This window comes from Nostoc sp. UHCC 0302 (assembly GCF_038096175.1).
Lineage (GTDB): Bacteria > Cyanobacteriota > Cyanobacteriia > Cyanobacteriales > Nostocaceae > UHCC-0302.
Map to the genome: position 1 here is coordinate 3,777,554 of NZ_CP151099.1, position 12,923 is coordinate 3,790,476.

Below are 12,923 nucleotides of genomic sequence, written 5' to 3' on the forward strand. Positions count from 1 at the left end.
AGACTCATCCACGAGTATCAAAGACTCGTCTCCGAGTATCAAAGGCTCGTTCACGAGTATCAAAGGCTCGTTCACGAGTATCAAAGACTCGTCGCCGAGTATTAAAGACTCATCCGCGAGTATCAAAGACCATTGTTGGATTACAAAATATATCTCCCCTGCCCCCTACCCCTCGGTCACTGAGCGTAGCCGTAAAGCCTGCGGCATAGCCACGCTTAGGGCGCAGCCTCTCGTAGAGAAGTGCTACCCTCCTACTCCCTACTCCCTTGAGCCTGCAAACTCGCTTGCAACCCTAACAAAGAAGCTGCATTATTAGGATACTTTTTTAAATCGGCACGAAAGACTTTCTCTGCTTGCGTATAGTCACCTTTCGCTAAAAGTACACCACCTAATGATTCCTGTGTGGGCAAGTACCAGTCTGGTGGTTCTATGTAATCCAGAGTATCTTCTACTGCTACTGCTTTTTCTAGCAATTTAATCGCAGATTCATAATCATGCTTGGCTGTGGCAATTTTAGCGTCTAAAACTTGTGTAGCAATGTCTAAAATCCGGCTGGCAGGACTCATGCCAATAGTTGCTTGAGGAGAAATTGCCTGTTTGGCAGCTAGCAATGCTTGGCTTTCACCTGTTGCGTCTTCAAGTTTACCAGTGGCAGCGTTTGCCATGCCGCGAGCAAAATGCCAGAGTGCTGTAGTTGTGGACAGTTTAGCATCGGGAGCAGGAGTCTTTAAAATGGCATCCCAATCGCCAAAGCGTATCTGAATCAGCATTTTGTTGCCCAGGAATCCCTCAAGCATTGGCTCATACGGGTCAATAGCGATAATATTTGCAATTAATGTATCTGCGGCTTTAAGAGCATCTTGGTATCTTCCTGCCATGCTGCTTGCCACCATGAGAAAATGCACGTTGTGATTGTAGTACATCATGGGGTAAGTGCCTTGGACATGATATTTTTTGATGTAGGCATCATCTTGAGCGATCGCCTGCTGATTAGCCTGCATTGCTTCTAGATAATCTCCTACACGAAAATAAATGTGCGAAGGCATATGTACCAAGTGTCCCGCTGCTGGAGCCAGATTTCCCAGCCGTCTGGCACTCTCAAGGGCGCGTCCTGGAGAAAGTGAGGCTTCCACTGCATGGATATAGTAGTGATTGGCTCCCGTATGGTTCGGGTTGCGTTTAAGTACTGATTCTAAAACAGCCACAATCTCTTCTGTATCTGGTTGTGGTTTGCCGTCTTTCGTCCAATGTTGCCAGGGGTGCAAATCCATCAAGCTTTCAGCGTAAAGTGTTGCTGCATCCAAATCATCGGGATAGCGCTTGACTAATGCTGCCATCGCCTTGGTGTAGTCCACCGCCAATTGATGTAAATCTGCATCGGCATCTTGGGAGTAACGGTTAGCTAAGGCAGCAATGTAATCTTGTTCCTGCGTAGATGCTTGGGTGGATAGTGCCAGCGCTTGCTGTATTGCTTGGTAAGCAGCTCGTTCTCGGTTGATATCTACATCTAAGTTAATATTAGGCCCCAAAGCTAAAGCAATACCCCAATATGCGATCGCTAAATGAGGATCAAGTTTAGCAGCATATTCAAAAGAACGCACCGCTTCATCATGATTGAAAGCGTAAATCAAACTTAAACCCTGATCAAAAAACTGTTGTGCTTGGGGATTAGCAGTAGAAACTGGATGGTGGATTGTCCCAAGTCCAGCTATCAAAGTATAGGGCTGTCTTGCTTGAGCGATCGCTGTGCTGGGAGTGCTCAGTGATAGTATTAGCACCCAAACTATAAACCAGTACTTCATAAAAAAACTCCGAGAAACCGCATTTTATAGCGGATGAAGTAGTTAAGGAAGGAGACATAATTAAAATGAAGATATTTTGTGGTTTACAGTTTGCGCTATCTTCGCTAAAGTGCAAACTACTAACTTTAATTTATTTATGTCTACCTACTTAAACCTGTATATTGCTTTCCTTTAAGCTCTTTTCCTAATATCTAAATGCCATATTTTCTCTAACTTGGCAATTTGTTTGCGTAGAACCGCTGCGCGATATTTTTTATAGGTAATAAATCCTACCAACAAAATAATTGGAGTGATTATAGAAAATCCGATAAAAATATTAACATTTATATCAGTATGAGTCTTAGAGTTTACATTCAGGGTGTTGGAACTTGGTTGCTCTGTGGAATGTCCTTGCATAAATTTTTTCATCAATAGTGTAAGTAGTTGACTATTAATAAACGTAAACGCTCGTTACCATTGTCATGGATAAATAGTTAGTTACAAGCTAGTGCTAACTATTATTCATAGATGTTCAACAAAATTATGTTGACTAGCGTCCAGTTACTTAGTTCCTTATAGTAAAAGACTCCATCCGGAACCTTATCGATTTCTGATTACTTTTTAGCCATGAGGAACTGGCGCACTCAGCAACACCCTTCGGGAAGCGCAGGTCAACGGCATTTGCAATGGCTGCTCAATACTCCTAAATGTGCTGTAATTGCTAATGATCAGGGAAAAATGCTTGCTGGTGACAGCTACGATGTAATAATTAATCAATGGAACTGGAAACTGGGTCAGTGTCTAATAACTAATAGACTTGACTAATTATGGTGATGAGATAAATGTTGCTGGTGTCACAGGTTGAACAGAGGTGATTATTGTGACGCTCAAAGTTCTAGTGGCTGTAGTTTTTAGATTGATAAGGAATCCAAAATCCAGTAATGCTATACAGAAGATTTGGACGCACAGAATTACAAATGCCGGTGTTTTCTTGCGGCGGCATGAGATATCAGTTCAAATGGCAAGATGTTCCCGACGGGGAAATTCCTGCTGATAACCAGGCAAATCTGGAAGCGACAATTAGACGAGCAGTTGAGGTTGGCATTAATCATATTGAAACTGCTCGTGGTTATGGTACTTCCGAAATGCAGTTGGGAAGAATACTGCCGAAATTTCCGCGCGAACAGTTGATTGTCCAAACAAAAATCAACCCCCAGGCAGATGCGAAAGAGTTCCGGGAGACATTTGAACAATCCCTGCGAAATCTCCAGTTAGATTACGTTGACCTTTTAGGGTTACACGGCATTAATCATGCTGAGTCATTAGACTACAGCATCCGTCCTGGTGGTTGCTTGGAAGTGGCGCAGCAGTTAAAAGCAGAAGGAAAAGTGAGATTTATTGGCTTTTCGACACATGGAGCAACAAATATAATTGTCGAGACAATTAATACCAATCAATTTGATTATGTGAACCTGCACTGGTACTACATCAATCAATGGAATTGGGCAGCAATTGAAGCGGCTAAACGCCATGATATGGGGGTATTTATTATTAGCCCATCTGATAAAGGCGGGATGCTGTATAAACCACCGCAAAAGTTAGTAAACCTTTGCGCCCCATTGAGTCCAATGGTGTTTAATGATTTGTTTTGTTTAAGTCACCAAGATGTGCATACTCTAAGTTTGGGAGCAGCAAAACCACAAGATTTTGATGAACACTTGAAGACTTTAGAATTATTGGATCGGGGATCGGAAATTTTGCCACCAATTTTAGCAAGATTGGAAGAAGAAGCGATCGCCACTTTAGGAGAAGACTGGGTAAAAACTTGGGAGACTAATTTACCCACCTATGCAGAAACTCCCGGTGAGATAAATATTCGGGTAATTTTGTGGCTGCGGAATCTAGCGATCGCCTACGATTTAGTAGAGTACGCCAAAATGCGCTATAACCTGCTAGGTAACGGTAGTCACTGGTTCCCTGGTAACAAAGCAGACCGAATAGATGAATTCGACCTGCGGCAATGTTTATCTGGTAGTCCCCACGCTGATAAAATTCCCGAATTTTTAGCACAAGCGCATCAGATGTTGGCGGGTGAAGCGGTCAAGCGTCTAACTAAGGCTTAGAAGCGACTAGGGATTAGGGGAGTGGGAGAAGAAAGAACTAACTCTTGACTCTTGTAGAGAAGCGTAGACGCTCGAAGAGCGGCTTCTCGTAAGAGTATAATCGCGTCTCTACTCCTAATGCCCCAGCCCTAATTACGAATTACGAATTACGAATTACGAATTATTCCGTCCCTAATCCCCAGTCTCTGATTTCGTATCCACTGATTTATTTGCTATTGGCACGACTAGCACTTTATCAACGCGGTTGCCATCCATATCCATCACTTCAATCCGCATCTTCTGCCATTCAAAATGATCTGCGGCTGCTGGGATGCGGCCTAAATGGGTAATCACAAAACCACCCAATGTTTGATAACTGCCTCGTTCCTCCGATTCCCACTCTTCCATGCCGAAAAGTTCCAAGAACTCTTCTACAGGTAACATCCCATCTAATAACCAAGAACCATCTTCTCGTTGCACAGCTTGGGGATTTTCTTCATCGTCAGCGTTGGGAACATCACCTACGATTTCGCTCATGATGTCATTGAGAGTGACTAATCCTTGAATGACACCATATTCATCGACTACTAGCGCCATGTGAGTGATGGTTTGCTTGAACAATTCCAAAACTTTCAAACCACGTGTGCTTTCTGGCACAAAGACAGGCTGTCGCAATCCTACCGTCAAATCCAAGGCTTCACCGCGAAAACTCCGGGCTAACAAATCAGTAACTGGGATAACACCCAGCACATTATCCAGTCCCCCTTGACAAACCGGATACCGGGAGTAAGCGCTATCAATCATTTTGTTGCGGTTTTCTTCGGCAGAGTCTTCTAAGTCTAACCAGACAATATCGGGACGAGGTGTCATCAAGTAGCTTACAGGACGATCACCTAAGCGAAAAACTCGCTCTACCATATCCTGTTCAGCTTCCTCAAAGGTTCCTGCTTCAGTGCCTTGCTCGATTAAAATTTTAATTTCTTCCTCGGTTACTTGCGGCTCATCTGAGGGTGTAATTCCTAGCACTCGCAGCACCATATCAGTAGAAGCACTTAAAAGAAACACCATCGGAGAAGCTAGCGCTGCTAAGGCTCGCATCGGAATAGCTACAACTGCCGCAATTCGTTCCGGGTTGTTTAATGCTAGACGCTTCGGTACTAGTTCGCCGACGATGAGTGACAAATAGGTGATAATTAAAACTACAATCCCAAAGGCGATCGGTTCACTATAAGCTGCCAAAAAGGGAACAAGCTTGATATAGACTGCGAGCCGATTAGCAATTGTTGCTCCTCCGAAAGCACCAGTCAGAATACCGATTAGAGAAATACCGACTTGAACCGTTGAGAGGAAATGATTTGGAGACTCCGCGAGTTTCAATGCTACCCTTGCCTTGGCATCTCCCTGATTGGCAAGCTGCTGTAGCCTGACCTTACGCGCCGAGACAATTGCCATCTCAGACATGGAAAATATACCGTTGGCAATAATTAGAACCAAAATGATTAAAATTTCAAAAGTGATGGAGGACATGTTTAAAATTGCCGCTTATCAGAGCGAACTTAGCTCAACTCCTAGTATCTAGTATTAAAGGTGTTTCGATAAATGCTTTGACTGTACACAAAGTAATAGTTATAGTTCTTTGGTCTATATAGTAGCTATGCATTAATTCTTCCACAGAAAGAATGATTCAGACTGTTAACACTTTTAAAATAGTTGACATAACTGCCTGCAAATTTTCTGCCCTGCAACGACTCCCACATCTAGATAAAAGTTATGGCATTTTCTTCTATTGTGCGTGCTTTAGCGCGATCGCCACTCACCACAGAATTTATTTCTAAGCTTAATCGACAACAGGAATTACGGTTAAATGGTATTTCCCGGTTACCCAAGGGCTTAGTAGCTTCAGCATTAGCACAAAATCAGGACAGAAATTTGTTCGTTGTCTGCGCCACGTTAGAAGAAGCGGGACGCGTTTACGCACAACTAGAGGCAATGGGATGGAACAACGTTCATTTTTACCCCACCTCAGAGGCTTCCCCCTACGAGCCTTTTGACCCGGAAACCGAAATGAGTTGGGGACAAATGCAGGTGTTGGCAGATTTGGTCATAAGGAACTGGGGACTAGGGGCTGGGGACTGGGAAACAGGCAAAACTCTCCCTAATACCCAATCTCCAATCCCCAATCCCGGAGCGAAGCGACCCTTGGCAATTGTTGCCACTCAAGGAGCGTTGCAACCCCACCTACCGCCGCCAGAAGCTTTTCAACCATTCTGCCTGACCCTGAAACGGGGCATGGAATTCGACCTGAATACCTTTAGTGAGAAAATAACTATCCTTGGATACGAACGAGTGCCTTTGGTGGAAACAGAAGGTCAATGGAGTCGGCGCGGCGATATTGTTGATGTGTTTCCAGTTTCGTCAGAATTACCAGTCCGGCTGGAATGGTTTGGTGATGAAATCGAGCAAATACGAGAATTTGACCCCTCAACTCAACGTTCTGCCCTTGACAAAGTTGACCAGCTAATTCTTACCCCCAGTAGCTTTGCTCCCATCGTCATGGCAGCACTCAAAGACAGTGCTGAGTTCCAAGTGCTGAGTGCTGAGTTAAATTCTGACTCAGCAATTAAAACTCAGGACGGGCTAAACGCCCCGCTACCGCTAACAGGACTAATTGAAGGTAGCCGTCGCTTCTTGGGGTTAGCTTTTGAGCAGCCAGCTTCTCTTTTGGACTATTTACCAGAAAATACCCTAATTGCCATTGATGAACCAGAACAGTGTCATGCTCATAGCGATCGCTGGGTAGAAAATGCTGAGGAACAATGGAGAATAATGGGGCATGGGGAAGAGCCTACTCCCTTAACATTGCCGAAAATCCACCGCTCGTTTGATGATTGTCTAGCGGATGTAGCGAAATTTAAAACATTATATTTATCGGAACTAGCAGAGGAAAATAGTGGTATTAATCTTGCTAGCAGGTCTGTACCAGTTACACCACATCAGTTTGGCAAACTTGCTGAAACATTGCGACAAGAGCGCGATCGCAATTTCTCTATTTGGTTGATTTCGGCACAGCCTTCGCGTTCTGTGTCTCTATTACAAGAACACGACTGTCCGGCTCAATTTATCCCTAATCCCCGCGACTACCAAGCGATTGACAAGCTACAAATTAACCACACTCCAATAGCTCTCAAATATTCTGGGCTTGCGGAACTAGAAGGCTTTATCCTGCCTACATTTCGACTTGTAGTCATTACTGACCGCGAATTTTATGGGCAGCATTCCTTAGCGACTCCCGGCTATCTCCGCAAGCGCCGCAAAGCTACTTCTAAGCAAGTTGACGCCAATAAGTTGCGTCCAGGGGATTATGTAGTTCACAGAAATCATGGCGTTGGTAAATTTGTCAAGCTAGAAAGTCTGACGATTAACAATGAAACCCGTGATTATTTGGTGGTGCAGTATGCTGATGGGTTACTCAGAGTTGCGGCTGACCAAGTAGGTGCGCTATCTCGGTTCCGTAGCACAGGCGATAAAGCCCCGGAACTCAACAAGATGACTGGGAAAGCTTGGGAAAATACCAAGAATAAAGTCCGCAAAGCAATCAAAAAATTGGCGGTGGACTTGCTGAAATTGTACGCAGCGCGATCGCAACAACAAGGTTTTAGCTATCCAGCAGATATGCCTTGGCAAGAGGAGTTAGAAGATTCGTTCCCCTACCAACCGACAACGGATCAGCTAAAAGCTGTCCAAGATGTAAAAAGAGACATGGAAAGCGATCGCCCAATGGATCGCTTAGTTTGTGGCGATGTCGGTTTTGGCAAAACAGAAGTAGCTATTCGGGCTATTTTTAAAGCAGTTACCTCTGGTAAACAAGTAGCCCTGCTTGCACCTACTACCATTTTGACGCAACAGCACTACCACACCCTCAAAGAACGTTTTGCCCCCTATCCTGTAAATGTCGGTCTACTCAACCGTTTCCGTAGTGCTGAAGAAAGGCGTACTATCCAAAAGCGACTAGCAACTGGAGAATTAGATGTAGTTGTTGGTACACACCAACTTTTAGGTAAAGGTGTGGAATTCAAAGATTTAGGATTATTGGTGGTAGATGAAGAACAGCGGTTTGGGGTGAACCAGAAAGAAAAAATAAAAAGCTTGAAAACTCAGGTTGATGTGCTTACCCTCTCTGCAACTCCGATTCCTCGCACCCTGTATATGTCATTGTCGGGTATCCGGGAAATGAGTTTGATTACCACACCACCCCCAACCAGACGCCCAATTAAAACTCATCTTGCACCACTAAATTCCGAAAGCATCCGCACTGCGATTCGTCAAGAATTAGATAGAGGTGGACAAGTATTTTATGTAGTACCGCGAGTTAATGGAATTGAAGAGACAACGACAAATTTGCGAGAGATGATACCGGGGGGAAGGTTTGCGATCGCTCACGGTCAAATGGATGAAAGCGAGTTAGAATCAACCATGCTCACTTTCAGTAATGGTGAAGCAGATATCCTCGTTTGTACAACAATTATTGAATCTGGTTTAGATATTCCACGAGTCAACACCATTTTGATTGAAGATGCTCACCGCTTCGGCTTATCACAGCTGTATCAGTTACGCGGTCGTGTGGGACGTGCAGGTATACAAGCTCACGCGTGGTTATTTTATCCGAAACAAAGGGCGTTATCTGATGCGGCAAGACAAAGGTTACGCGCGATTCAGGAATTCACGCAACTAGGTTCTGGATATCAGTTGGCGATGCGCGACATGGAAATTAGAGGTGTGGGTAACTTGCTAGGTGCAGAACAATCCGGTCAAATGGATGCGATCGGTTTTGATTTGTATATGGAAATGCTAGAAGAAGCAATTCGAGAAATCCGCGGACAAGAAATTCCGCAAGTTGATGATACGCAGATTGACCTCAACCTGACGGCGTTTATCCCAGCAGATTATATTACCGATTTGGATCAAAAGATGAGTGCTTACCGAGCAGTAGCCACAGCTAAATCTAAAGAAGAATTAACGCAAATTGCTGGCGAGTGGAGCGATCGCTTTGGTACTTTACCTGTACCTGCAAATCAACTTTTGCGAGTCATGGAACTTAAACAACTTGCGAAAAAGCTCGGATTTAGTCGCATTAAACCAGAGAATAAACAGCACGTCGTTTTAGAAACACCAATGGAAGAACCAGCTTGGAATTTGTTAGCGGCGAATCTACCCGAAAATCTGAGGACGCGCTTTGTATATTCTCCAGGTAAAGTTACAGTGAGAGGTTTAGCCGTTTTCAAAGCAGATCAACAATTGCAAAGTCTAATTGATGCTTTAGGCAAAATGCAGGGTGCGATTCCAGAGGCGGCTGTTGTTTGATCAGGGTTTAACCTTATACCTCTTGTATCGCTGTGGAAAGAAAAAATGTAATACCTTATTCAGTTAATATGGCTTTTTGTGTTTTGTAAGAATAATGCTTGAGGTGAATAGTTGAGAGCAAACAAGTATGGTTTTTAGCATAGTCTAGACAATTAGCTCAATAATAAAATGAAAATCAAAGCAATAATTCATCCAGCAGAAGAAGGAGGCTATTGGGCAGAGGTTCCCGCGCTTCCCGGTTGCATTACTGAAGGCGACACGATGGAAGAAGTGATGACTAATTTAAAGGATGCTATTGAAGGTTGGCTCGATGTTGCTAACAACCGTGATGCAGTTGAGTCAAACGCTCAGATTGTCGAAATTGCTGTATGAAATCTGTTTCTGGTAAACAATTGTGTAAAATTGTGGAGCAAAAAGGTTGGGTTTTACGAAGAATTACTGGCAGTCATTACATCTACGAAAACCCTGAACTAGACCAAATTCTGTCAATTCCTGTTCACCGCAATCAAGACTTGAAAGTCGGAACATTGAGAGCTTTGATGAAAATAGCCCAGCTATATGAGGAAGATTTGCTTTAGATGTAGGGTGTGTTACCGCGACAGCGTAACGCACCTTAATAAATGACCTCAAGATAATGAGTGTTACATTCTAATCAGAGATGGACAAGAAAAATAGTTATGGCTTCTATCACCATTGAAATTCCAGATAGCCAATTACAAAAGCTAGAAGATTTAGCAAGAGTGCATAATATTTCTCCTGAAGCTTTGCTTAGTGCCACTATAGAAGACTGATTGAGTTCTCAAAAAGGTGACTTTACCGATGCAGCGAATTAAGTGCTGAAAAAAATGCTGAACTATACCGACGTTTGGCATAATGCGTTATTTGTCATTAGTTGAGGTGCTGGATCTACATCGTCAAATTCTTGAACAGTCAGGAGGGACAATAGGCATCCGGGATTTAGGTGGCTTAGAATCTGCGATCGCAACTGTAACAAAAAAAGAGTGCAATATAAAATTACGTTCTTTAAACTTTAGTTTTATAGGATATGAGGTTATCATCCTCATCTGAGGTGATAACAAATAGTTCAACTCCTTCGAGAGGTTTAGGAGCAATGGGATATCGGTTTTTACTTCTGTACTGTTTCGAGCCAATTTCATTTGTATAAAATTCTCCTAACCAATTGTCCACAGCTATTGCAAAATTATTTATTTCATCGTCATCTTGAGTTTTATTTTTATTAGACAATCTCTTAAAAAAAGTTTCAGATATCTTATCATTCACTTGAGCAAACGATACACAAGCTCCTTCATATGGATTTATTATTACTGCATATAATGCATTTAATATTCTTGATGCTTGTTCTCTAGCCCGAATGTATGTGGGATGTATATGGGGATGATAGAGCTTATTTGGTTTTGGGCGATAACAGAATACCTCAAAGCCAGAACAAATTATTTTAGGATCATTATTTTCAAGATGTAAGCTGTTCAACATATCCTTCAATCCCGAATCCTTAAAAGTAATCATCTCAGCATGGGTTACCTCAGTATCGAAATCGATTTTATAGATGCGAATCATTATGATAGGCTGATGCCGCCAAACAATAAGCCCCACTTCGTCACTCCTGATTATTTCACCAACAAATAGGCAAAGGCTATTGATAAATCCTTGTGTAGTATTAGTATCAAACACTTTGCTAAAAGCCCATTTAATATCAGTTACTTTAATTGTTTTATTCATAGTTTATAGTTTTTTAACTAAAATTTAGTAAATCTGTATTACCAATAATATATTTTAAATGAACAATACTGAATATGTTACGTGCTGAAAATTAGTAGGTACAGGCTAAAATAAAGAGAAACTTTCGGTCTTGTTCATGTCTTCTCCACAGGTTCCATCTAGTTCTTCTTCATCAAAGAAACAACTGACATCACGTGAAAAGGCAGAAAAAATTTTAGCAGCAGTCTTAGAGCCTATTGATGTCGTCGGTAAAGCTTTGATGGGCGACCTATGGAAGACTCTTTACGAGTCTGTACAGGATGCGCTCGCGCTTAGTCTGTTACTCCACATTCCGAGCTTAATTGGAACATTAATTTTGGGTAAAGAGTTCTCAGGGTTTGATACATGTATGCGGGAAAGCCCATTTGGAGTTAATCGCTTTGCCTGTTTCATTATTGTTACTTCCGACTTTTGCCTTTGGATTGTTCTAGCAGGCCGTATAATAAGCCGCTTTTTATCAGACCTTAACCAACTTCTTGCAAAGAAGGGAGGTAAATATGTCGGTAAACCCTAATTTATCAATGTTTGCAAAAGTTAAAGTTCACCTGAAATCACTAATTAGCCAGGTGACATTAATTTTTCTAGGTTTCGTAGTCTTGCTACTAATAACCGGAGGTAATATGCCATCCTCTTGGTTAGCTATGTATATTTTTGTTGGAGTTTTTTTTGTTGCTTGGGATGAATACAGGCGAAATTTCCACTATTTAGAAACAAGCAAACAACTTTTTGATTTAACTGAAGAAGAATCAAATCAGCACTTACAACCTTTATTAAGTAAAGATTCTCAAATAGCAATACTCCGGCGTAGTATCAATGAATGGAATGCTTGGAGGCAACACACAGCAATAGAGATCCACCTTAGCAAAGTCAATCTCCGTGATGCTAATTTATCTGGGGCTAATCTCTCTGGGGTTGACTTTCGTGGAGCTAACCTTCGTGGCGTTAATTTTGACATGGCTGATCTTCAAGATGCTGACTTTCGAGATGCCCACCTTAGCAGAGCCAACTTTTACGGAGCCAACCTATTTGCTGCTAACTTCAGCAGAGCTAACCTGAGCGAAGCCAATTTTAGCAGAGCTAACCTGAGCGAAGCCAATTTTAGCAGAGCGCATCTTGGCGGAGCCGATTTTAGTGAAGCGGATCTTAATGAAGCAAACTTCAGCAGAGGACATCTTAGTGAAGTTAACTTTAGTAGATCCCATCTCAATGAATCTAATTTTATTGGGGCTGACCTCAGCGGAGCTGACCTGAGTACAGCTAACGTCAGTGGAGCCAACTTTCTTGGATCTGACCTCAGCAGAGCTAACCTTTATAAGGCTAATCTTAGCGGAGCTAAACTTTACAGAGCTGACCTCTGTGGGAGCAATCTTTTGAATACCAACCTTAGCAATGCTGACCTTGTGGGGGCTAATCTTAGCGAGGCTGACTTCACCAGTGCTGTTGTAAAAAGCACTATATTTGGAGAGAACCGTGGCTTAACAGAAAAAGACAAAGCCGATCTATTTGCCCGTGGAGCTATTTTTCGGAACTCCCCTGACTCAGATGTTCCGGCTTCTATGAGAAGTTAATATTAACCTCTACTACATTGTTAGTGTTAGCGATCGCCTCCTCTCAACCTCAATGCACCTCATCGTATAAGATTGGAAGCAGAGATAATTTATAGTAGATAAATAAGTTATATCAACAATATCAGAACAACTATAAGAACGAGTAGCAATTTTAGAGGCTGAAGCTACACAACTCAAAAGTAAATTAGATATTTCTTACACGACAATCCCTTTGTGGGAAAGGATTACTGGAACATTTGCTGATAGCTCAGCTTATGATGAAGCTATGCAGCTAGAGCGGGAATATTATCGGCAATCCCTACGCTCAAATTCTGTAGAATCACACGATGTTT

The 12,923-nt window shown here is 42.5% G+C and carries 11 protein-coding genes; 7 read left to right on the forward strand and 4 right to left on the reverse strand.

From position 1 onward, the window contains the following. Window positions 1-251 precede the first annotated feature (251 nt). Together WKK05_RS16380 and WKK05_RS16385 are read right to left on the reverse strand one after the other, a co-directional pair. Window positions 252-1,802, reverse strand: coding sequence for a hypothetical protein (locus WKK05_RS16380; RefSeq protein ID WP_341530659.1), 1,551 nt, complete (start codon window positions 1,800-1,802; stop codon window positions 252-254). A 171-nt stretch (window positions 1,803-1,973) separates the two neighbouring features. Then, window positions 1,974-2,210 (reverse strand): hypothetical protein, encoded by a 237-nt coding sequence (locus WKK05_RS16385; RefSeq protein ID WP_341530660.1) that lies wholly within the window; start codon window positions 2,208-2,210, stop codon window positions 1,974-1,976. 198 nt (window positions 2,211-2,408) lie between these two features. Between WKK05_RS16385 and WKK05_RS16390 the strand changes: the two genes are divergently transcribed. Together WKK05_RS16390 and WKK05_RS16395 are read left to right on the forward strand one after the other, a co-directional pair. Further along, entirely contained in the window at window positions 2,409-2,606 is a 198-nt protein-coding gene (locus tag WKK05_RS16390) for a hypothetical protein (RefSeq protein WP_341530661.1), read from the forward strand. A gap of 116 nt (window positions 2,607-2,722) precedes the next feature. After that, window positions 2,723-3,904, forward strand: a complete 1,182-nt coding sequence (locus WKK05_RS16395; RefSeq protein ID WP_341530662.1) for an aldo/keto reductase — start codon at window positions 2,723-2,725, stop codon at window positions 3,902-3,904. Window positions 3,905-4,075: 171 nt separating this feature from the next. Here WKK05_RS16395 and WKK05_RS16400 read toward each other — a convergent pair whose 3' ends face one another. Further along, window positions 4,076-5,410: a hemolysin family protein gene (locus WKK05_RS16400; RefSeq protein ID WP_341530663.1), complete on the reverse strand. Its 1,335-nt coding sequence runs from the start codon at window positions 5,408-5,410 to the stop codon at window positions 4,076-4,078. A 243-nt stretch (window positions 5,411-5,653) separates the two neighbouring features. Here WKK05_RS16400 and mfd point away from each other — a divergent pair, with 243 nt between their 5' ends. The 3 genes from mfd (at window position 5,654) to WKK05_RS16415 (ending at window position 9,822) form a co-directional block, all read left to right on the forward strand. Then, window positions 5,654-9,244, forward strand: coding sequence for a transcription-repair coupling factor (gene mfd, locus WKK05_RS16405; protein ID WP_341530664.1), 3,591 nt, complete (start codon window positions 5,654-5,656; stop codon window positions 9,242-9,244). 168 nt (window positions 9,245-9,412) lie between these two features. Continuing rightward, window positions 9,413-9,616, forward strand: coding sequence for a type II toxin-antitoxin system HicB family antitoxin (locus tag WKK05_RS16410; RefSeq protein WP_341530665.1), 204 nt, complete (start codon window positions 9,413-9,415; stop codon window positions 9,614-9,616). After that, the gene (locus WKK05_RS16415) at window positions 9,613-9,822 is read left to right on the forward strand and encodes a type II toxin-antitoxin system HicA family toxin (protein ID WP_341530666.1); all 210 of its coding nucleotides are present in this window, start codon (window positions 9,613-9,615) and stop codon (window positions 9,820-9,822) included. Before WKK05_RS16410 ends, WKK05_RS16415 begins: the two co-directional genes overlap by 4 nt. Window positions 9,823-10,267: 445 nt before the next feature. On the opposite strand, the gene WKK05_RS16420 is transcribed toward WKK05_RS16415, so the two are convergent. Next, entirely contained in the window at window positions 10,268-10,984 is a 717-nt protein-coding gene (locus WKK05_RS16420; RefSeq protein WP_341530667.1) for a hypothetical protein, read from the reverse strand. A 136-nt stretch (window positions 10,985-11,120) separates the two neighbouring features. Between WKK05_RS16420 and WKK05_RS16425 the strand changes: the two genes are divergently transcribed. Beyond that, complete coding sequence (locus WKK05_RS16425) at window positions 11,121-11,537, forward strand: hypothetical protein (RefSeq protein WP_341530668.1); 417 nt, start codon at window positions 11,121-11,123, stop codon at window positions 11,535-11,537. Further along, window positions 11,521-12,591 carry a pentapeptide repeat-containing protein gene (locus tag WKK05_RS16430; protein WP_341530669.1) on the forward strand — a complete coding sequence of 357 codons (1,071 nt, stop codon included), beginning with the start codon at window positions 11,521-11,523 and terminating at the stop codon, window positions 12,589-12,591. The genes WKK05_RS16425 and WKK05_RS16430 overlap by 17 nt, the downstream gene beginning before the upstream one ends. Window positions 12,592-12,923 lie beyond the last annotated feature (332 nt).

Bases quoted from the DNA above. Each gene is read 5' to 3' on its own strand.
- WKK05_RS16380 (WP_341530659.1), bottom strand. From the start codon at position 1,802: ATGAAGTACTGGTTTATAGTTTGGGTGCTAATACTATCACTGAGCACT.
- WKK05_RS16385 (WP_341530660.1), bottom strand. From the start codon at position 2,210: ATGAAAAAATTTATGCAAGGACATTCCACAGAGCAACCAAGTTCCAAC.
- WKK05_RS16390 (WP_341530661.1), top strand. From the start codon at position 2,409: ATGAGGAACTGGCGCACTCAGCAACACCCTTCGGGAAGCGCAGGTCAA.
- WKK05_RS16395 (WP_341530662.1), top strand. From the start codon at position 2,723: ATGCTATACAGAAGATTTGGACGCACAGAATTACAAATGCCGGTGTTT.
- WKK05_RS16400 (WP_341530663.1), bottom strand. From the start codon at position 5,410: ATGTCCTCCATCACTTTTGAAATTTTAATCATTTTGGTTCTAATTATT.
- mfd (WP_341530664.1), top strand. From the start codon at position 5,654: ATGGCATTTTCTTCTATTGTGCGTGCTTTAGCGCGATCGCCACTCACC.
- WKK05_RS16410 (WP_341530665.1), top strand. From the start codon at position 9,413: ATGAAAATCAAAGCAATAATTCATCCAGCAGAAGAAGGAGGCTATTGG.
- WKK05_RS16415 (WP_341530666.1), top strand. From the start codon at position 9,613: ATGAAATCTGTTTCTGGTAAACAATTGTGTAAAATTGTGGAGCAAAAA.
- WKK05_RS16420 (WP_341530667.1), bottom strand. From the start codon at position 10,984: ATGAATAAAACAATTAAAGTAACTGATATTAAATGGGCTTTTAGCAAA.
- WKK05_RS16425 (WP_341530668.1), top strand. From the start codon at position 11,121: ATGTCTTCTCCACAGGTTCCATCTAGTTCTTCTTCATCAAAGAAACAA.
- WKK05_RS16430 (WP_341530669.1), top strand. From the start codon at position 11,521: ATGTCGGTAAACCCTAATTTATCAATGTTTGCAAAAGTTAAAGTTCAC.